Raw genomic sequence first — 18,258 nt, 5'->3', positions numbered from 1 at the left:
GGCGGAACGGATGGAAGTTCGTACGTTGCATTCCTATGTAGGTGTTGAACGCGGGCAAGTCTACCAGCCCGCCCGGAACGAAGGGAGTGTCAGCATGTGGCTGTTCCTGGCCTTTCTGGCCGTGCCGCTGATCGAGATCGCGCTTTTCATCCAGGTTGGCGGGCTGATCGGCCTGTGGCCGACCCTTGGCGTCGTGGTCCTGACCGCGATCCTGGGCACCTGGCTCGTGCGCAGTCAGGGCCTCAAGGCCATGGGCGATCTCCAGTCCGCCTTTTCCCGGCTCGAGGACCCCTCGGCGCCGCTGGCACACGGGGCGATGATCCTGCTCTCGGGCGCACTGCTCCTGACGCCGGGGTTCTTCACCGACGCGGTCGGCTTTGCCCTGCTCTCGCCGCAGGTCCGCACAGGGCTGATCCGCTACCTGTCCAAGCGCGTGACCGTCAGCCGGTTCGAAATGGGGCAGGGGCCGCACCCGCAGGCCGGCCCGCAGGGGCCGCGCGGTCCACAGGGCCCGGGGCCCCGGCCCGGCCCCCGTCGCGACCCGGGCGACGTGATCGAGGGCGAATTCACCGAGGTCCCCAGCGAGAAGCGCCCGAACCACCCCGGGTCAGGCTGGACTAAGCATTGAGCAGCATCCCTGACGCTGCTAATCATCAGCAAATTTTTCGAGGAGAGAGACCGTCTCATGGCAGATACGCCTGACAACGGCGCCGATACCGGCGCAGCCGAGGCCGCGGGCCAGCAGCAGCCCGCGCAAGTGAAGATGAACGTGCTCGCGCAATTCGTGCGCGACCTGTCGTTCGAGAACATCCTGTCGCAGAAGGGCACCTCGGGCGACGTCCAGCCCGATGTGCAGGTTCAGGTGAACCTCGACGCAAAGAAGCGCTCGACCGAGCACCAGTACGAAGTCATCATGAAGCTCAAGGTCGAGTCCAAGTCCAAGAGCTCGGGCGACATGCTGTTCATCCTCGAGATGGACTATGCCGGCGTCTTCCAGATCGAGAACGTCCCGGACGAGCAGCTGCACCCCTTCCTGCTGATCGAGTGCCCGCGCATGCTCTTCCCCTTCGCGCGTCGTATCGTCTCGGACGTGACCCGCGACGGCGGTTTCCCGGCGCTGAACCTCGAGACCATCGATTTCGTGCAGCTCTATCGCGCCGAGATCGCGCGCCGTCAGAAAGAGACGGCCGGCACCGAGCAGAAGCTCGACGCCTGATCGCTCAACCTCGCGTCCAGAGCGCGCCATCTCCGAGCTTCTCGACAAAGGCGGCGTGAGCCGCCTTTTCCTTTTCGGTGATGCGCGAGGGCAGGGGCGTCTCGCGCCGCTGCGGGCGCCAGTCGTCGTCGGTCTCCACTCCGGCGCCGCTCCGCACGGGTCCAAGCGCGAAATCCGGCTGCTTGCCGCCGATCAGCTCGAGATAGACCTCGGCCAGGATCTCGCTGTCGAGCAGCGCGCCGTGCAGCGTCCGCGAGGCGTTGTCGATGGAAAACCGCCGGCAGAGCGCGTCCAGCGAGGCCGGCGAGCCCGGGAACTTGCGCCGCGCCATGTCCAGCGTGTCGATGGCGCAATCCGGCGGCAGCAGCGGTCGCCCGGCCCAGCCCAGCTCGGCATTCAGGAATTTGACGTCGAAGGCGGCGTTGTGGATCACCAGCTTCGCGCCCTCGACGAAGGCGCGGAAGTCGTCGACGATTGCGTTAAAAACCGGCTTGTCGCGCAGCGTCACTTCACCGTTCTTCGGCTGGCGGGGGCTGGCCAGCAGGTCGGGGCCGATGCCGTGCACGCCGAAGGCCTCGTCCGGCATGCCGCGTTCGGGGTTGATGTACTGATGATACGTACGACCCGTAGGGACGTGGTTGAAAAGCTCCAGCGCGCCGATCTCGACGATGCGGTCGCCCTGATGCGGTTCGAAGCCGGTGGTCTCGGTATCGAGCACGATCTCACGCATTGAAACGCCTTTCGATGTCCTGAAGCACCTTGTGCACCTGCGCCCGCGCATTCTCAAGCGTATCGGTCTCGATGACGTAGTCCGCGCGGTCACGTTTTTCGGCGTCGGGCATCTGCCGGTCGCGAATGCGCTCGAAATCGGCCTCGCTCATCGTCTTGCGCGCCAGGACGCGCGCGCGCTGAACCTCGGGCGGGGCGGTGACGCAGATCGTCGCGTCGAACTCGTCCTCGGACCGGCCCTCGAAAAGCAGTGGAATATCAAAGACTCCGATGGCGCCGGGATGCGCGTGATCGAATGTCTCGCGGTCGGCGCGCACCAGCGGATGCACGATGTCCTCGATCCGGGGCAGGGCGCCGGGATCATTGGCGATGATGGCGCGCAACCGATCGCGCGACACCGCCCCGTCAACGATCGCGCCGGGAAACACCGCCCCCAGAGGCTCCACCGCCGCGCCGCCCTCGGAATAGAGCCGGTGCACCGCGGCGTCGGCGTCCCAGACCGGGCAGCCTGCCTCGGCGAACATGGCCGCGGTGGTCGATTTGCCCATGCCGATGGAGCCGGTCAGGCCGAGACGCACCTTCATCCCAGCACGGCGGCGCGCGTCGCCTCGTCGACCTCCGGGCGCTGGCCGAACCAGCGTTCAAAGCCCGGCACGGCCTGGTGCAACAGCATGCCCAGCCCGTCGACGCAAGTGCATCCCTGCTCGGCCGCAACCCGCAAAAGTTGTGTTTCCAGAGGAGTATAGACAATGTCCGACACCACGGTTCCCGGCCGCAGTCCGTCCAGTGGGACGCGCAGCTCGGGCTTGCCGACCATGCCGAGCGAGGTGGTATTGACCACGGTCGTGGCATCCTCGATCGCGTTGCCGGCCTGCACCCAATCGACGACCTGAACGCGATTTCCGAAATCCGCGCGCAGTTTCTCCGCGCGGGGACGGGTCCGGTTGCTCACGCGGACCTCGGGCACGCCGGCGTTGAGCAGCGACGACAGCACGGCCCGCGCCGCACCGCCCGCGCCGAAGACCATCGCCGGTCCGGCCTCGGCCCGCCAGTCGGGCGCAAGCTGGCGCAGGTTCTCGATGAAGCCGTAACCGTCTGTATTGTCAGCATGAATACGTCCGTCGCGACCGAAGGTTATGGTATTCGCCGCGCCGATCAGAGTGGCGCGGTCCGAGACCTGATCGGCCAGCTCCATCACCGTTTCCTTGTAGGGAATGGTGACGTTGGCGCCCACGAACCCGAGCGCGGGCAGCATGCGGAAGGCGGCCTCGAAATTCTCCGGCGCGATCTCGAGCGGGACGTAGTGGCCCGGAAGCCCGTACTTGCGCAGCCAATGGCCATGCAGCGCAGGCGAACGCGAATGAGACGCGGGCCAGCCGATGACACCCGCGAGTGGAATGGACGGCGTTGTCATGACTCTATGATCCCCCGCGTGGTCAGGTAGGCCAGCAGCTCAAGCAGCGGCAGACCCAGGATGGTGAAGTGATCGCCCTCGATCCGGGAAAAGAGGCGTACACCCTCTTCCTCAAGCTTGTAGCCCCCGACCGAGTGCCGGACGCTCTCCCAGTTCCGGTCGAGGTAATCCTCGAGATAGGTGTCGGAAAAGGCGCGCATCGTCAGGCGGGCCACGCCGACATGGCGCCAGACGGGTTCGCCATCCTCGTAGATGACGGCCGCTGAATAGAGATGATGCCGCTCGCCGCGCAGGGCGCGCAGCTGATCGCGCGCCTCCTCGGGCGAGGCGGGCTTGCCCAGCACCTCGCGCCCGGTGGCGAGCACCTGGTCGCAGCCCAGAACAAGCGCGTCGGGCGTCTTCTGCGCGCCGCGCAGGGCCTTCGTTTCGGCCAGCGTGTCGGCGACATCGCGAGGCGATGCCTCTTCGGCCGCGAGCGAGAGGCGCAGCGATTCCTCGTCGACCCGGACAGGGTCGATTCGGAACGGCACCGCTGCCGCGCGCAGCAGATGCGCCCGGATTTCCGACCCCGAGGCGAGGACGAGCTCTTGGGTCATGTGGATAAGCCTGTCGGTAGCTCTGCGATCATTTGTACGGATGGTTCTGGGGAAAATGCGCCAGAGTTTCAAGCCGGGGGAAAACCCGGTCGGTCCAGGCTGAGTCGCGGTGAGTCCTCCGGCTGTTGATCTTGATAACTCTGCGATGGGGATGACCGGGGCACAGGGGAGAACTACAGGTTTTGTCCACCGTCGGGATAGTCGAGAATTACGCTCTGTTTCCAGATGCTTGTGATCTTAGGATCAAAATCGTCGGAACGGCGTCTACAGATTTATCCACAGGCTGAGACATGGTGGATAACCAAGCTTGGAACATTTGATCCCCAGCCGGACAGTGCCCCTAACACATCATCATCCTTTCTATTTCTTTCTTTTTGATTGATAGAGGTGCCGAGAGGCCTGGGTTCCGCTCAGGATTGACTTGGACCAAGTGCGTCTATAGCTAGGCCTGCAACGCCCGTCCGGGCGGGACTTTCCCAGACAAAGACCAATGACGCGGCCGCTGGTTCGGCCCGGAGGTACCCATATGACCGAAGAGCTGATCCAGGAGCGGCTCAACCTGTCGGACCTGAAGGCGCAGAGCCCGAAGGACCTGCTGTCGATGGCCGAGGAGCTCGAGATCGAGAACGCCTCGACCATGCGCAAGGGCGAGATGATGTTCCAGATCCTGCGCGAGCGTGCGGACGAGGGATGGACCATCTTCGGTGACGGGGTTCTGGAGGTCCTGCAGGACGGTTTCGGCTTCCTTCGGTCGCCCGAAGCGAACTACCTCCCGGGTCCGGACGACATTTACGTGTCGCCGGACATGATCCGGAAGTATTCGCTGCGGACGGGGGACTCCGTCGAGGGCGAGATGCGCGCCCCGGACAACGAGGAGCGCTATTTTGCCCTCGTCGACGTCACGCGCATCAATTTCGAGGAGCCCGAGCGCGCGCGTCACAAGATCGCCTTCGACAACCTCACGCCGCTCTACCCGGACGAACGTCTGCGAATGGAGATCGAAGATCCGACGATCAAGGATCGCTCTGCACGGATCATCGACCTGGTCGCGCCCATCGGGAAGGGTCAGCGGAGCCTGATCGTTGCCCCGCCGCGGACCGGTAAGACTGTTCTGCTGCAGAACATCGCGACCTCGATCGAGCGCAACCACCCGGAGTGCTACCTGATCGTGCTGCTCATCGACGAGCGGCCCGAAGAGGTGACGGACATGCAGCGTTCGGTGAAGGGCGAGGTGATCTCCTCGACCTTCGACGAACCGGCAACGCGGCACGTTGCGGTCAGCGAGATGGTGATCGAGAAGGCCAAGCGTCTGGTCGAACACAAACGAGATGTTGTGATCCTTCTGGACTCGATCACAAGACTTGGTAGGGCGTTCAATACGGTCGTGCCATCGTCGGGTAAGGTTCTCACCGGCGGTGTCGATGCCAACGCGCTGCAGCGGCCCAAGCGCTTCTTCGGTGCGGCGCGGAACATCGAGGAGGGCGGCTCGCTCACGATCATAGCGACGGCGCTGATCGACACCGGCTCGCGGATGGACGAGGTGATCTTCGAGGAATTCAAGGGCACCGGCAACTCCGAGATCGTTCTTGATCGGAAGGTCGCGGACAAGCGTGTCTTCCCGGCGATGGACATCCTCAAGTCCGGGACGCGGAAGGAGGAGCTGCTGGTCGACAAGGTCGATCTGCAGAAGACCTTCGTGCTGCGCCGGATCCTCAACCCGATGGGCACGACCGACGCCATCGAGTTCCTGCTCTCGAAGCTGAAGCAGACCAAGACCAACTCGGAATTCTTCGACTCCATGAACAGCTGACGGCGCACGGGAGGCGGCTTTGGACACGATCTTTGCGTTGGCCAGCGCCGCCGGGAAGGCGGGCGTGGCGGTCGTTCGGCTGTCCGGGCCTCAGTCTTGGGCCGCGGTTGCCCGGCTGACCGGCGAGTTGCCGGAACCGCGCATGGCCCGATTGCGCGCCTTGCGCGACGCTTCGGGCGATGTCCTGGACCGTGCTTTGGTGATCCTTTTCTCGGAGGGCGCAAGCTTCACCGGCGAGGAAAGCGCCGAGTTGCACCTTCACGGCAGCGCGGCGGTCGTTCGCGCGGTTCAGCGCGAGCTCGGGGCTGTGCCCGGATGCCGGCTGGCGGTGCCGGGCGAGTTCACCCGGAGGGCGCTGGTGAACGACCGGCTGGACCTGACGCAGGTCGAGGCGCTGTCGGATCTTCTGGAGGCCGAGACAGAAAGCCAGCGGCGGCAGGCGATGACCGTGCTCTCGGGTGGTCTGGGCGAACGCGTCGACGTGTGGCGGCGCGACCTGGTTCAAGCGGCATCCTTGCTTGAGGCCACGATCGATTTTGCCGACGAAGAGGTTCCGGTCGACGTCACCGACGATGTTCGAGGTTTGCTCGCTGGCGTGTTGGCGTCGCTCGAAGAACAACTCTCCGGCATGGCGGCAGCAGAGCGGATCCGCGCCGGCTTCGAGGTTGCGATCGTTGGGCCGCCGAATGCCGGAAAGTCGACCTTGCTGAACGTACTTGCCGGGCGCGAGGCGGCGATCACCTCGGAAATCGCCGGGACGACGCGGGACGTCATCGAGGTGCACATGGAGATCGCGGGTTTGGCCGTGACTCTGTTGGACACTGCTGGATTGCGTGACTCGGAGGATCCGATCGAGAAAATCGGGATCGCGCGTGCACGCGAGAGGGCGGAGACCTCTGACCTGAGGGTGTTCCTTGGAACGCCGGAGGATATGGGGATGGCGGCGGACAATGACGATATTGTCGTCAGCGCGAAAGCCGACCTAACCGGAGATGCGGCCGGTATCTCGGCGAAGACAGGGCAGGGAATTGATGAACTGGTCCAGTCCATTGGTCAAAAATTGGCAGAGCGGACGCAGTCTGCGGGCCTGGCCACGCGCGAGAGGCACCGCGAGGCATTCCGTGACGGCGCTGAAGCGCTTACTTCGGCATTGTCGCTGCTTGACCAAGGCCCGGCCTGTTACGATATGACGGCAGAGGAAATCCGGACCGGGATTCGGCGCCTGGAACTCCTGATCGGCCGTGTCGACGTCGAAAACGTGCTCGACGAGATCTTCGCGAATTTCTGCCTTGGCAAGTGAGAGGTGTTTCACGTGAAACATTGCGACTTCGATGTCATCGTCATTGGCGGCGGGCACGCTGGCGCCGAGGCAGCCGCGGCGTCTGCCAGGGCAGGGGCGAGCACCGCGCTTGTCACGCTGACTCGGGACGGGATCGGCGTCATGTCCTGTAATCCTGCGATCGGCGGCCTGGGTAAGGGGCATCTCGTTCGCGAAATCGACGCGATGGACGGCGTCATGGGGCGGATTGCCGATTACGCCGGCATTCAGTTCCGGCTTCTCAATCGTCGCAAGGGACCGGCGGTGCAGGGGCCAAGGACCCAGGCAGACCGGGCTCGCTACAAGCGCGGGATGCAGGATTGCCTTTCAGCCCTGCCTGGCCTGGAAATTATCGAAGGCGAAGTGACCGATTTCCTGATGGATGCGGACCGGGTGCACGGCATCGTTCTGGACGGGGATCAATCGTTGAATGCCCGTGCCGTGGTCCTGACCACGGGCACGTTTCTTCGCGGCGTCATCCATATTGGGGACCGCTCGAGGCCCGGTGGCCGCATGGGCGACAAACCCTCAGTTCGCCTGGCAGAGCGGATCGATTCCCTGGATCTCGGGCTTGGGCGCTTGAAGACCGGCACACCGCCGCGTCTGGATGGTCGTAGCATTGACTGGACCTCTCTGGAAATGCAGCCCGGCGATGATGATCCGGTTCTCTTTTCCTTCATGTCCCACAAGCCGGCCGCACGTCAGATTTCCTGTGGTATCACCCACACGAACGCGGCGACGCACGAGATCATTCGCAAGAACCTGGACCGCTCTGCCATGTACGGCGGACATATCGACGGCGTGGGTCCGCGCTACTGCCCGTCGATTGAAGACAAGATCGTGCGTTTCGCTGACAAGGAATCGCACCAGATCTTTCTCGAACCCGAGGGTCTGGAGGACGACACGGTTTATCCGAACGGGATTTCGACCTCGCTTCCCGAAGAGGTTCAGGAAGACTATGTCCACTCAATCGAAGGGTTGGAACAGGCGAAGATCATCCAGCCGGGCTACGCCATCGAGTATGACTACGTCGATCCGCGCGCGCTGGACCTGAGGCTAGCGGTCAAGTCCGTCCGCGGGCTTTTCCTCGCGGGACAGATCAACGGGACAACGGGCTATGAGGAGGCTGCTGCCCAGGGCATGGTTGCCGGGTTGAATGCCGCACTCGAGGCACGCGAGCGGGATCCGGTCGTGTTCAGCCGCTCCGACAGCTACATCGGGGTCATGATCGACGACCTGACGTCGCGCGGGGTGACGGAGCCGTACCGGATGTTCACATCCCGCGCAGAATACCGACTGTCGCTACGGGCTGATAATGCGGATCAACGGCTTACGCCCTTGGCCATCGCGATCGGCTGCGTGTCTGAGGATCGACGCGAGGTCTTCGAACGCAAGATGTCGCAGCTCGAGGCCGGGCGAAAAGTGCTGTCCGATGCGTCGTTTACAGGGCGGCAGCTCTCTGAGATCGGCGCGAACGTGAGCGCCGATGGGCCGCGGCGGTCGGGTTACGAAGCCTTGTCGCTACCAGGCGTGAGTGGGTCATCCATTTCCGAACTGATCGAGGGAGCGGAAGAGATCGCGCCTGAGGTCATGCGGCAATTGGAGCGCGATGCTGTCTACGCAAACTACATCGAAAGGCAAAAGCGAGATGTGGAAGCGCTAAAAAAGGACGAAGCTCTGGAAATTCCGGCAGATTTTGATTTCAACGCGATTGTCGGCATGTCGAACGAGATGAAAATCAAGCTGTCGCAGGCGCGTCCCGCCAATCTGGCGCAGGCGTCGAGAGTCGATGGCGTTACTCCGGCGGCGCTCTCGTTGCTTTTGATCCGCTTGCGTCAGATGCAGGGTAACAAGGCTGCATCATGACCGATACCCATCGCGGCCTGCCGCTGGATGTTTCACGTGAAACACTGGATCGGTTGGAAACGCTTACAGCGCTGCTGACCCGATGGACGGAAAAGATCAACCTCGTGTCCCGCAACTCGGTCACGGATGCCTGGACGCGCCACATCGTCGATTCAGCCCAGGTTTTCACCTTGGCTGAAGATCAGCCGAGCCATTGGGCCGATCTTGGGGCAGGGGGCGGCTTCCCGGGTCTCGTGGTTGCTGCGCTCGCGCGAGAGCACAGTCCGGAAACGAGGGTCACGCTGGTCGAAAGTGACTCGAGGAAGTGCGCTTTCCTGCGGACTGCGCTGCGGGAGATGGAGATCGAGGCGACCGTTCTGACCAAGCGGATCGAAGCCCTAGCTCCGCTGGACGCCGACGTTGTCAGTGCGCGCGCGCTGACGGCCCTCCCGGGACTGCTGGAGTATACCGCGCAACACCGGACCAAAGACGGGCTGGCGCTGTTCCCAAAGGGTGCGCGCTGGAAAAAAGAGATCGCGGAAGCGCAGGAATCGTGGCAGTTTGAGTACACCCATCGTAAAAGCATCACTGACCCTGACGCGGTCGTTCTGAAGATCGGAGCGCTGACCCATGTCTGACCCGTTGAGGCCAAACGGCCCCAAGATCATTGCCGTTGCCAACCAGAAAGGCGGCGTTGGCAAGACAACCACGACGATCAATCTTGGCGCAGCGCTGTCCGAGCGCGGGCTCAAGGTCCTCGTGGTCGATCTGGATCCCCAAGGCAATTCTTCGACGGGCCTGGGTATCGAGCCGGACGACCGGGAGCACACCACCTACGAGCTTCTTCTCGACGACGTGCCGCTCGAGGAGATCATTCTCGACACGCTGACTCCCGGTCTGAAGCTTGTCCCGGCGACTATTGATCTGAGTTCCGCCGATATCGAGCTTCATGCCAACGAAAAGCGCAGTTTCCTGCTGCATGACGCGCTCCGGCAAGTCGGGATGGATCGCTACGGCTTCGATTATGTCCTGATCGATTGCCCGCCGTCTCTGAACCTTCTGACTGTAAACGCCATGGTGGCCGCGCATTCGGTGCTGGTGCCGCTACAAAGCGAGTTCTTTGCGCTCGAGGGCTTGTCGCAACTCATGCTGACCGTCCGCGAGGTTCGCCAGAGCGCCAACCCGGATCTGCGCATCGAGGGTGTGCTGCTGACCATGCATGACTCTCGCAACAACCTGTCGCGCCAGGTTGAGGACGATGCCCGCGACAACCTAGGCGATCTGGTCTTCGCGACGGTCATTCCGCGCAACGTGCGGGTCAGCGAGGCGCCGTCCTACGCGCAGTCCGTACTCAGCTACGACACGCAGTCCAAGGGCGCTGCGGCCTACCGTGCGCTGGCCGACGAGTTGCTCCGCAAGAACACCAAGGCCGCAGCCTGATAGAATAGAAGAAATGAGCAGAGATGTCGGATAAGAAAGAAACCCGCCGCGGTTTGGGCCGTGGCCTGTCGGCGCTGATGTCGGACGTCGACGTTCGGCCGGCCGCGCCAGAGGAGTCCGAAACGCCGCGTCAGCCAGATCGTGTTCTGCCGGTCGAAAAGCTCGTTCCGAACCGGGAACAGCCGCGCCGGACCTTCACCCAGGAGCAACTCGACGAACTGGCGGAGTCCGTCCGCACTCGGGGCATCATTCAACCGATCATTGTTCGGCCCGCGCCGGGGGAGGGTGGCAACTACGAGATCGTGGCCGGCGAGCGCCGCTGGCGCGCAGCGCAGCTGGCGCAGCTACACGAGGTCCCGGTTCTCATTCGCGAACTCGACGACCAGGAAGTGCTCGAGGTCGCGATCATCGAGAACATCCAGCGCGCCGATCTGAACGCCATCGAAGAGGCGGCGGGCTATCGTCAGCTCATGCATAAATTCGGACACACGCAGGAAAAGATCGCCGAGGCGCTCGGCAAGAGCCGCAGCCATATCGCCAATCTCCTGCGCCTGCTGAACCTGCCCGAGACGGTCCAGGACAAGGTCGTGTCCGGTCATCTGAGCGCAGGGCACGCGCGCACACTGATCACCGCCGAAAACCCCGAGGCTTTGGCAGAACGTATCGTCGCCAAGAAGCTTTCGGTCCGCGAGGCCGAGAAGCTGGCGCAGGAGGGCAACAAGCCGCGGCGGCGCAAGGCAGCACCCGAGGGTGCGTATCCGATGGACAAGGACGCGGATACCAAGGCGCTCGAGGGTGATCTATCTGCAGCGCTTGGCATGAAGGTGACGGTGGATCATAAGCCGGACACCGAGACCGGGAAGGTGACGATCGCTTTCGACAGTTTCGAGCAGCTTGACGCGCTGTGCATGATCCTTAGCTCGTCGCGCTAGTCGGTCAGAACCGCACCCGTCAGCGAATTCAGGACCATCCGGCCATCCCGGGTGGCCCCGAGCCGATCACCGTCACGCCACAGCAGTCCATGACCGATCAGGTCGGTGATCTGCGTCTCATCCAAGGTATTCGCCCGCATCGCGGCGGCGCGCGACACCGACAGACCCTCGGTTAGTCGCAATGACATCATGACATATTCTGTCAGAATGTCGGAAGGGCTCAAGGGATTGAAGACCGAGTCCGCAGACCCGCCTTCGGCCGCCTGCAACCAGGCTCCCGGCGCGAGCGGTGTTTCCGAGGCATGGCGGACTCCGTCAAGCGTGACCCGGCCGTGAGCGCCGGGCCCGACGCCCACGTAGTCGCCCCCGCGCCAGTAGACGAGATTGTGCCGGGATTCAGCTCCCGGCGCTGCGTGATTGGAGACCTCATAGGCCGGCACGCCGGCCGCTTCGCAGATTTCCTGCGTCGCGATATACATGTCGGCCGACAGGTCCTCGTCCGGGAGACCGCGCAGCTTGCCCGCGCGGGCGCGGTCCCAGAAGGCCGTGCCCTGCTCGATGGTCAGCTGGTAGAGCGACAGGTGATCCGCCGCGTGATCGAGTGCCTCGCGCAGCTCGACTTCCCAGTCCTGCAGGCTTTGTCCCTGGCGCGCATAAATCAGGTCGAAACTCACGCGGCCGAAGGTCTGCTTGGCGATGTCGAATGCCGTCATGGCCTCGTCCACGTCGTGCAGGCGTCCGAGACGGCGCAGATCGTCGGGGCGCAGGGCCTGTACGCCCAGAGAGACGCGGTTCACGCCGGCGCGGGCAAAGCCTTCGAACCGCCCGGCCTCGACCGAACGGGGATTGGCCTCAAGCGTGATCTCGATGTCGTTGGCCCAGGCCCAATGCTCGCGCGCGGCGCGCAGCACCGTGTCCACCGTTTCCGGCGTCATGAGAGAGGGCGTTCCGCCGCCGAAGTAGATGCTGTTCAGCACGCGGCCCTCGGTCAACGCGCCATAGCGGCGGATTTCCGAGGCCAGCGCCGCCGCCCAGCGGTCCTGGTCGACGAAGCTTACGACGTGGCTGTTGAAGTCGCAGTAGGGGCACTTGGCCTCGCAGAAAGGCCAGTGCACGTAGAGGCCGAACCCGCCGGCCCGCCAGGTCGGGATCTCAGCCAAAGCAGTGCGTGACGAACCTGGCGAAGGCATCGGCGCGGTGGCTAATGCGGTTCTTTTCCCAGCGGTCCATCTCTCCGAAGGTGATGTCATAGCCCTCGGGCTCGAAGATCGGGTCATAGCCGTGCCCCTGGTCTCCGCGCATCGGCCAGACGACCCGGCCGGGCATTTCGCCCGGGAAGACGTCGTCGCTGCCGTCCGGATGCGCCAGCACGAGTGTACAGCAGAAACGGGCGGTCCAGGGCTCGGGCTTGCCGCTGTCCAGCAGCGCGCGACGCGCCTTTTCCATGGCCATGACGAAGTCGCGCCCCGTCTCGGTTTCGGCCCAATCGGCGGTATAGACGCCCGGCGCGCCGTCCAGCGCGTCGATCGCGATACCGCTGTCGTCGGCCAGTGCGGGCAGGCCGGTGGCCTGCGCCGCGGCATGTGCCTTGATCCTGGCATTCTCGACGAAGGTGGTGCCGGTCTCCTCGGGCTCGGGCAGGTCCATCTCGGCAGCGCCCACGACGGTCACGCCGTAGGGCCGCAGCAGGTCCGCGATCTCTTCCAGCTTGCCGCGGTTGTGGGTCGCCACCAGCAGCCGGTCGCCCTCGAAGCCCTTGCTCATGCCACGGCCGCCTTCTGCGCGGAGACGAGCTCGGACACGCCCGCCTGGGCGAGGTCCATCAGTTGGCCCATCTGGTCGCGCGAGAAGGTCGCGCCCTCGGCCGACATCTGCACCTCGATGATCTGGCCGTCGCCGCGCAGGATGAAGTTGCCATCGACGCCGGCCTCGCTGTCCTCGGCGTAGTCGAGATCCACCACCGGCTGACCGGCGTAGATGCCGCAGCTCACGGCCGCCACGGGCGAGAGCAGGGGGTCCGAGATCACGTCGCCGGCCTTCATCAGCTTGTTCACAGCCAGCCGCAGGGCCACCCAGCCGCCGGTGATGGCGGCGCAGCGGGTGCCGCCGTCGGCCTGGATCACGTCGCAGTCCACTGTGATCTGGCGCTCGCCCAGGGCAACGCGGTCGACGCCGGCGCGCAGCGAGCGGCCGATCAGGCGCTGGATTTCCACCGTGCGGCCACCCTGCTTGCCAGAGCTGGCCTCGCGCCGCATGCGCGAGCCCGTCGAGCGCGGCAGCATGCCGTATTCCGCTGTCACCCAGCCAAGGCCCGATCCCTTGATGAAGGGCGGCACACGGGGCTCGAGCGAGGCGGTGCAGATCACGTGCGTGTCACCCACCTTTATGAGGCACGAGCCTTCGGCATGCTTCGTGACGCCCGTTTCGATTGAAACGCCGCGCATTTCGCTTAAATCTCGTCCTGACGGTCTCATGGAGCACCCCTTCTCGGTTGCGCCCGGGATAATCCTGCCGAACATCCCTCGCAACCCCGATTGACCGGACCGGAGCGGTGCCTTTAATTGGCCCGTCAGCCAGGACGTGTGGAATGACAGAGCGAACGAAACTGCTCGAAGAAATGAATGATCGCTCGCGCGAGGTATTCCGGCGGGTGGTGGAATCCTATCTGGAATCCGGCGAGCCCGTGGGTTCGCGGACGCTGACGCGTACGCTCAGCGAAAAGGTCTCGGCGGCGACCATCCGCAACGTGATGCAGGATCTCGAATACCTGGGGCTGCTCGACAGCCCGCATGTCTCGGCGGGTCGGATCCCCACGCACCAGGGCCTGCGGATGTTCGTCGACAGCCTGCTCGAGGTGCGCGACCTCGAGACCGAGGACCGCGAGAAGCTGGATGCGACGCTGGGGCCCAACAGCGGCGATGTGGGCGGGTTGCTGGACCGCGTGGGCTCGGCACTGTCGGGAGTGACGCATGGCGCCTCGCTGGTCCTCACGCCCAAGCACGAGGCGCCGATCAAGCACATCGAGTTCGTGAACCTCGGCGCCGACCGGGCGCTGGTGGTGCTCGTCTTCGCCGACGGGCATGTCGAGAACCGCGTCTTCACGCCGCCGCCGGGACAGACGCCCAGCTCGATGCGCGAGGCCGCGAATTTCCTCAACGCCCTGATGGGCGGCAAGACGTTGTCGGAGCTGCGCCGCGACATGCAGCGCGAGATCAGCACGCGGCGGCAGGAGATCGACGACCTGGCCGCCGAGATGATCGAGGCCGGCGTCGCTGTCTGGGAGGACGAGGCTGACACCTCGGCGCGGCTCATCGTGCGCGGCCGGGCGAATCTGCTGGCCGGGGAGTCCGAGACGGTCGAGCTGGATCGCATCCGCATCCTGTTCGACGACCTCGAGCGCAAGCGGGACATTGCCGAGTTCCTGGAATTGACCGAAACGGGCGAGGGTGTGCGCATCTTTATCGGCTCGGAGAACAAACTTTTCTCACTTTCGGGTTCCTCTCTGGTGGTCTCTCCTTATATGAACGCGGATCGTAAGATTATCGGCGCGGTGGGTGTGATCGGCCCCACCCGTCTCAACTACGGGCGGATTGTCCCGATCGTGGACTATACGGCCCAGCTGGTCGGCAAACTGATCGCCGAACGACGCTAGAGGTTAGGAATGGCAGACCCGAAGAACGACGAGTTTCTCGACGACATCGAGGCCATGGAGGCCGAGGCCGAGGCAGAAGCCGGGGAAGAGATCGATCCCGAGGCGGCCGAGGTCGACGCGCTGCGCGCCGAACGCGACGACATGAGGGACCGCTTCATGCGTGCGCTGGCCGATGCCGAGAACGCCCGCAAGCGCGCCGACAAGGATCGGCGCGAGGCCCAGCAATACGGCGGCACCCGCATCGCCCGCGACCTGCTGCCGGTCTACGACAACCTCAACCGCGCCCTTGGCGTCGCGCGCGAGGAAGAGTCCAGCACCGCGCTGGTCGAGGGCATTGAGCTGACGCTGCGCGAGCTGCTAAACGTCTTTACCAAGCATGGCGTCACCGCCATCACGCCCGAGGTCGGCGACAAGTTCGACCCGCAGCAGCACGAAGCGATGTTCGAGGCCCCCGTGCCCGGCACCACCGCCGGCGAGATCATCCAGGTCTCGGCCGAGGGTTTCATGCTGCACGACCGTCTGCTGCGCCCGGCGCAGGTTGGCGTGAGCTCCTTCAAGGGCTGAATGCCCGATGGACCGACGGGCCCGCGCGGCCCGTCAGTCCCCAAGCAATCCCTTCAGATCGTAGATTGCCTGCAGCGCTTCGCGCGGGGTCATCTCGTCCGGCAGCAGCTCGGCGAGCCTTGTCTCGACGCCCGAGGGCTCCGCAGGGGCCTTGGGCTGCGGCTCGGTGGTCGCCGCCGCGGAAAAGAGCGGCAGGTCGTCGATCAGCGCCTTGGGCGAGGAGCGGTCGCGCTCGCCGGCCTCGAGCGCATCCAGCACGCTGCGCGCGCGTTCGATCACCGGGCCGGGCAGGCCCGCGAGCTGCGCCACCTGCACTCCGTAGGAGCGGTCGGCCGCGCCGGGCCGCACCTCGTGCAGGAAGATCACCTCGCCGTCCCATTCCTTGACCGCGACAGTGGCATTGTCGACGCCCTCGAGCTTGCCGGCGAGCGCCGTCAATTCGTGGTAGTGCGTGGCAAAGAGCCCGCGCACCCGGTTGACGCCGTGCAGGTGCTCCAGCGTCGCCCAGGCGATGGACAGGCCGTCGTAGGTGGCGGTGCCGCGTCCGATCTCGTCGAGGATCACCAGCGCCCGGTCGTCGGCCTGGTTCAGGATCGCCGCCGTCTCGACCATCTCGACCATGAAGGTCGAGCGGCCGCGCGCGAGGTCGTCCGAGGCGCCGACGCGGCTGAAGATCTGGCTCACCAGCCCGAGATGCGCGGACCGTGCCGGCACATAGCTGCCCATTTGCGCCAGCAGCGCGATGAGTGCGTTCTGTCGCAGGTAGGTCGACTTGCCCGCCATGTTGGGGCCCGTCAGCAAGGTCACGGCCGCGTGGTCGCCCTGTGCCGTGAGGGCGCAGTCATTGGCGATGAAGGCGCCGCCGCCCTGTTGCTGCAGAGCGCGTTCCACGACCGGGTGCCGCCCGGCCTCGATGGCGAAGGCGCGGCTGTCATCGACCGTCGGCCGGCACCAGTCCTGCGCCTGCGCTAGGTCCGCCAGCGCGATGGTCACGTCGAATTCGGCCAGCGCCTGGCCGGTCTCGGAGACGCGCGGCGCCTGCTCGAGAATGGCGCCTTTCAGGCTGTCATAGAGACGCTTTTCGATCTCCAGCGCCTCGTTTCCGGCGTTGAGGATCCGCGTTTCCAGCTCGGTCAGTTCGACCGTGGTGAAGCGCACCTGGTTGGCCGTGGTCTGGCGGTGGATGAAGGTCTCGTTCAGTGGCGGGGACTGCATCTTGGCCGCGTGGGTGGCCGTGGTCTCGATGAAGTAGCCCAGCACGTTGTTGTGCTTGATCTTGAGCGAGCCGACGCCCGTCTGCTCGGCGTAGTCCGCCTGCATCCCGGCTATGACCCCACGCCCCTCGTCGCGCAGCTTGCGCGCCTCGTCGAGCTGCGCGTCGTAGCCCTCGGCGATGAACCCGCCGTCGCGCGCGAGGAGCGGCGGCTCGGCCACCAGCGCGGCGTCGAGGAGGGCCAGCAGCTCGTCGTGGCCGGTGAGCGCGCCGCGCGCCTCGTCCAGCAGTGGGGGCAGCTCGGTGCCCGCCAGCGCGGCGGCAATGGCCTCGGCCTGGGTCAGGGCGTTGCGCACGGCGGCAAGGTCGCGCGGGCCACCGCGGTCCAGCCCCAGGCGCGAGAGCGCGCGGTCGAGGTCGGGCACGCGGCGCAGGCTGTCACGCAGGGCAGGGGTAGTGGTTTCCGTATCGCCCACGTCCAAGCGCCGCCAGTCGGCCCGACGATCACCGGGAGTTCGCGCGAGGGCGAGGACACCCGCCGTTCCAGAAGCCGCGCACCGCCCGGCGTCACCGTCCGGTCGATCACCGACAGCAGCGAGCCCTGCCGCCCGCCGTTCATCGACTGCGTGAGCTCGAGGTTGCGCCGCGTCGCCGCGTCGATCTGCAACAGGCGCGAGACGGCGTCCTTCTGCGGCGGGCGCAGCAGCGGCAGGCGGCCCTTCTGCGTGATGTCGAGGTAGTCGACCAGCGCACCCATGGCGCCCAGCTCGGCCCGGTCGAAGGTGCCGAAGCCCGAGAGCGTCTGCACCCGGAAGAGGGTGCAGAGGCGCCCCTCGGCCCCGGTGGAGTCGAAGGAGGCACGTCCCAGCACCGTCGGCAGCACGCCGAGGTCGGTGAGCACTTCGCGCAGGTCCTCCTCGACCGCGTCCGAAACCAGGAGTTCGGAGGGCGCCAGCCGCGCCAGCTCGGCGCCGATGCGCGCGCGGCTGAGCGTCATGACGTGAAACGCCCCGGTCGAGATATCGGCCCAGGACAGGGCCCAGTCGTCGCGGACCTTGCCGAGCGCCGCGAGGTAGTTGTGCCGCCGTGCCTCGAGCAGCGACTCCTCGGTCAGCGTGCCGGGCGTCACCAGCCGCACCACGTCTCGTTTCACGACGGACTTGTGCCCGCGCTTCTTGGCCTCGGCGGGGCTTTCCATCTGCTCGCAGACGGCCACGCGGAACCCCTTGCGGATCAGCGTCAGCAGGTAGCCCTCGGCGGCATGCACGGGCACGCCGCACATCGGGATATCCTCGCCCGCGTGCTTGCCGCGCTTGGTCAGCGCGATGTCGAGCGCCTCGGCCGCGGCGGCGGCATCGTCGAAGAACAGCTCGTAGAAATCGCCCATCCGGTAGAACAGCAAGGCGTCCGGATGGGCGGCCTTGATCTCCAGATACTGGGCCATCATCGGCGTCACGGCCGTCATGTCGTCTCCCTGTCCGGTTGCCCCCGGCATAGCAAAGCCCGCGAACCCCGGCGAAAGCCGAAAA

Annotated in this window: 17 protein-coding genes and 1 pseudogene; 10 read left to right on the top strand and 8 right to left on the bottom strand. The window is 65.2% G+C overall.

Going from position 1 to position 18,258, the window contains the following annotated elements; genetic code table 11:
* Window positions 1-94 precede the first annotated feature (94 nt).
* Both SALMUC_RS10785 and secB read left to right on the top strand, forming a co-directional pair.
* Window positions 95-628 carry an FxsA family protein gene (locus tag SALMUC_RS10785; RefSeq protein WP_020039463.1) on the top strand — a complete coding sequence of 178 codons (534 nt, stop codon included), beginning with the start codon at window positions 95-97 and terminating at the stop codon, window positions 626-628.
* 57 nt (window positions 629-685) lie between these two features.
* Entirely contained in the window at window positions 686-1,216 is a 531-nt protein-coding gene (gene secB / locus SALMUC_RS10780; RefSeq protein ID WP_020039462.1) for a protein-export chaperone SecB, read from the top strand.
* A 4-nt stretch (window positions 1,217-1,220) separates the two neighbouring features.
* Here the strand turns inward: secB and dnaQ are convergent, their stop codons facing one another.
* The 4 genes from dnaQ to SALMUC_RS10760 are packed head-to-tail and all read right to left on the bottom strand — an operon-like array spanning window position 1,221 to window position 3,955.
* Window positions 1,221-1,946, bottom strand: a complete 726-nt coding sequence (dnaQ, locus tag SALMUC_RS10775; protein ID WP_020039461.1) for a DNA polymerase III subunit epsilon — start codon at window positions 1,944-1,946, stop codon at window positions 1,221-1,223.
* The gene (coaE, locus tag SALMUC_RS10770; protein ID WP_020039460.1) at window positions 1,939-2,529 is read right to left on the bottom strand and encodes a dephospho-CoA kinase; all 591 of its coding nucleotides are present in this window, start codon (window positions 2,527-2,529) and stop codon (window positions 1,939-1,941) included. Before coaE ends, dnaQ begins: the two co-directional genes overlap by 8 nt.
* Window positions 2,526-3,359 carry a shikimate dehydrogenase gene (locus SALMUC_RS10765; protein ID WP_020039459.1) on the bottom strand — a complete coding sequence of 278 codons (834 nt, stop codon included), beginning with the start codon at window positions 3,357-3,359 and terminating at the stop codon, window positions 2,526-2,528. The genes coaE and SALMUC_RS10765 overlap by 4 nt, the downstream gene beginning before the upstream one ends.
* A complete protein-coding gene (locus SALMUC_RS10760) occupies window positions 3,356-3,955 on the bottom strand; it encodes a Maf family protein (RefSeq protein ID WP_020039458.1) in 600 nt (199 codons plus the stop codon). Before SALMUC_RS10760 ends, SALMUC_RS10765 begins: the two co-directional genes overlap by 4 nt.
* A gap of 526 nt (window positions 3,956-4,481) precedes the next feature.
* On the opposite strand from SALMUC_RS10760, the gene rho reads away from it, so the two are divergent.
* From rho to SALMUC_RS10730, 6 genes are read left to right on the top strand one after another with little or no spacing between them, the layout of a single operon-like run.
* Complete coding sequence (gene rho / locus SALMUC_RS10755) at window positions 4,482-5,765, top strand: transcription termination factor Rho (RefSeq protein WP_020039457.1); 1,284 nt, start codon at window positions 4,482-4,484, stop codon at window positions 5,763-5,765.
* 19 nt (window positions 5,766-5,784) lie between these two features.
* The gene (mnmE, locus tag SALMUC_RS10750; RefSeq protein ID WP_020039456.1) at window positions 5,785-7,065 is read left to right on the top strand and encodes a tRNA uridine-5-carboxymethylaminomethyl(34) synthesis GTPase MnmE; all 1,281 of its coding nucleotides are present in this window, start codon (window positions 5,785-5,787) and stop codon (window positions 7,063-7,065) included.
* A 3-nt stretch (window positions 7,066-7,068) separates the two neighbouring features.
* Window positions 7,069-8,949, top strand: a complete 1,881-nt coding sequence (gene mnmG / locus SALMUC_RS10745) for a tRNA uridine-5-carboxymethylaminomethyl(34) synthesis enzyme MnmG (protein WP_020039455.1) — start codon at window positions 7,069-7,071, stop codon at window positions 8,947-8,949.
* On the top strand, window positions 8,946-9,566 hold the full coding sequence (rsmG, locus tag SALMUC_RS10740; protein WP_020039454.1) for a 16S rRNA (guanine(527)-N(7))-methyltransferase RsmG: 621 nt from the start codon (window positions 8,946-8,948) through the stop codon (window positions 9,564-9,566). Before mnmG ends, rsmG begins: the two co-directional genes overlap by 4 nt.
* Entirely contained in the window at window positions 9,559-10,368 is an 810-nt protein-coding gene (locus SALMUC_RS10735) for a ParA family protein (protein ID WP_021120218.1), read from the top strand. Before rsmG ends, SALMUC_RS10735 begins: the two co-directional genes overlap by 8 nt.
* 23 nt (window positions 10,369-10,391) lie before the next feature.
* Window positions 10,392-11,300 carry a ParB/RepB/Spo0J family partition protein gene (locus SALMUC_RS10730; RefSeq protein ID WP_020039452.1) on the top strand — a complete coding sequence of 303 codons (909 nt, stop codon included), beginning with the start codon at window positions 10,392-10,394 and terminating at the stop codon, window positions 11,298-11,300.
* On the opposite strand, the gene hemW is transcribed toward SALMUC_RS10730, so the two are convergent.
* Genes hemW through rph form a run of 3 tightly spaced genes read right to left on the bottom strand, consistent with a single transcriptional unit; the run spans window position 11,297 to window position 13,774 of the window.
* On the bottom strand, window positions 11,297-12,490 hold the full coding sequence (hemW, locus tag SALMUC_RS10725) for a radical SAM family heme chaperone HemW (RefSeq protein WP_051155894.1): 1,194 nt from the start codon (window positions 12,488-12,490) through the stop codon (window positions 11,297-11,299). The genes SALMUC_RS10730 and hemW overlap by 4 nt on opposite strands.
* Window positions 12,453-13,064: an RdgB/HAM1 family non-canonical purine NTP pyrophosphatase gene (gene rdgB / locus SALMUC_RS10720; RefSeq protein ID WP_020039450.1), complete on the bottom strand. Its 612-nt coding sequence runs from the start codon at window positions 13,062-13,064 to the stop codon at window positions 12,453-12,455. The genes hemW and rdgB overlap by 38 nt, the downstream gene beginning before the upstream one ends.
* Window positions 13,061-13,774, bottom strand: a complete 714-nt coding sequence (rph, locus tag SALMUC_RS10715; protein ID WP_021120217.1) for a ribonuclease PH — start codon at window positions 13,772-13,774, stop codon at window positions 13,061-13,063. Before rph ends, rdgB begins: the two co-directional genes overlap by 4 nt.
* A gap of 113 nt (window positions 13,775-13,887) precedes the next feature.
* Here rph and hrcA point away from each other — a divergent pair, with 113 nt between their 5' ends.
* On the top strand, window positions 13,888-14,952 hold the full coding sequence (gene hrcA, locus SALMUC_RS10710; protein ID WP_020039448.1) for a heat-inducible transcriptional repressor HrcA: 1,065 nt from the start codon (window positions 13,888-13,890) through the stop codon (window positions 14,950-14,952).
* Window positions 14,953-14,961: 9 nt separating this feature from the next.
* Window positions 14,962-15,516 (top strand): nucleotide exchange factor GrpE, encoded by a 555-nt coding sequence (locus SALMUC_RS10705; protein ID WP_020039447.1) that lies wholly within the window; start codon window positions 14,962-14,964, stop codon window positions 15,514-15,516.
* Window positions 15,517-15,549: 33 nt separating this feature from the next.
* On the opposite strand, the pseudogene mutS reads toward SALMUC_RS10705, so the two are convergent.
* Window positions 15,550-18,194, bottom strand: a pseudogene (gene mutS / locus SALMUC_RS10700) (DNA mismatch repair protein MutS).
* Between the last annotated feature and the right edge of the window lie 64 nt (window positions 18,195-18,258).

The organism is Salipiger mucosus DSM 16094, from assembly GCF_000442255.1.
Taxonomy (GTDB): Bacteria; Pseudomonadota; Alphaproteobacteria; order Rhodobacterales; family Rhodobacteraceae; genus Salipiger; species Salipiger mucosus.
The sequence above is the reverse complement of the archived record's forward strand: the minus strand, read 5'-3'. Positions and strand labels throughout refer to the sequence as shown.

Coding starts and splice junctions, on each gene's coding strand:
- SALMUC_RS10785 (WP_020039463.1), top strand. CDS start 95: ATGTGGCTGTTCCTGGCCTTTCTGGCCGTGCCGCTGATCGAGATCGCG.
- secB (WP_020039462.1), top strand. CDS start 686: ATGGCAGATACGCCTGACAACGGCGCCGATACCGGCGCAGCCGAGGCC.
- dnaQ (WP_020039461.1), bottom strand. CDS start 1,946: ATGCGTGAGATCGTGCTCGATACCGAGACCACCGGCTTCGAACCGCAT.
- coaE (WP_020039460.1), bottom strand. CDS start 2,529: ATGAAGGTGCGTCTCGGCCTGACCGGCTCCATCGGCATGGGCAAATCG.
- SALMUC_RS10765 (WP_020039459.1), bottom strand. CDS start 3,359: ATGACAACGCCGTCCATTCCACTCGCGGGTGTCATCGGCTGGCCCGCG.
- SALMUC_RS10760 (WP_020039458.1), bottom strand. CDS start 3,955: ATGACCCAAGAGCTCGTCCTCGCCTCGGGGTCGGAAATCCGGGCGCAT.
- rho (WP_020039457.1), top strand. CDS start 4,482: ATGACCGAAGAGCTGATCCAGGAGCGGCTCAACCTGTCGGACCTGAAG.
- rsmG (WP_020039454.1), top strand. CDS start 8,946: ATGACCGATACCCATCGCGGCCTGCCGCTGGATGTTTCACGTGAAACA.
- SALMUC_RS10735 (WP_021120218.1), top strand. CDS start 9,559: ATGTCTGACCCGTTGAGGCCAAACGGCCCCAAGATCATTGCCGTTGCC.
- SALMUC_RS10730 (WP_020039452.1), top strand. CDS start 10,392: ATGTCGGATAAGAAAGAAACCCGCCGCGGTTTGGGCCGTGGCCTGTCG.
- hemW (WP_051155894.1), bottom strand. CDS start 12,490: ATGCCTTCGCCAGGTTCGTCACGCACTGCTTTGGCTGAGATCCCGACC.
- rdgB (WP_020039450.1), bottom strand. CDS start 13,064: ATGAGCAAGGGCTTCGAGGGCGACCGGCTGCTGGTGGCGACCCACAAC.
- rph (WP_021120217.1), bottom strand. CDS start 13,774: ATGAGACCGTCAGGACGAGATTTAAGCGAAATGCGCGGCGTTTCAATC.
- hrcA (WP_020039448.1), top strand. CDS start 13,888: ATGACAGAGCGAACGAAACTGCTCGAAGAAATGAATGATCGCTCGCGC.
- SALMUC_RS10705 (WP_020039447.1), top strand. CDS start 14,962: ATGGCAGACCCGAAGAACGACGAGTTTCTCGACGACATCGAGGCCATG.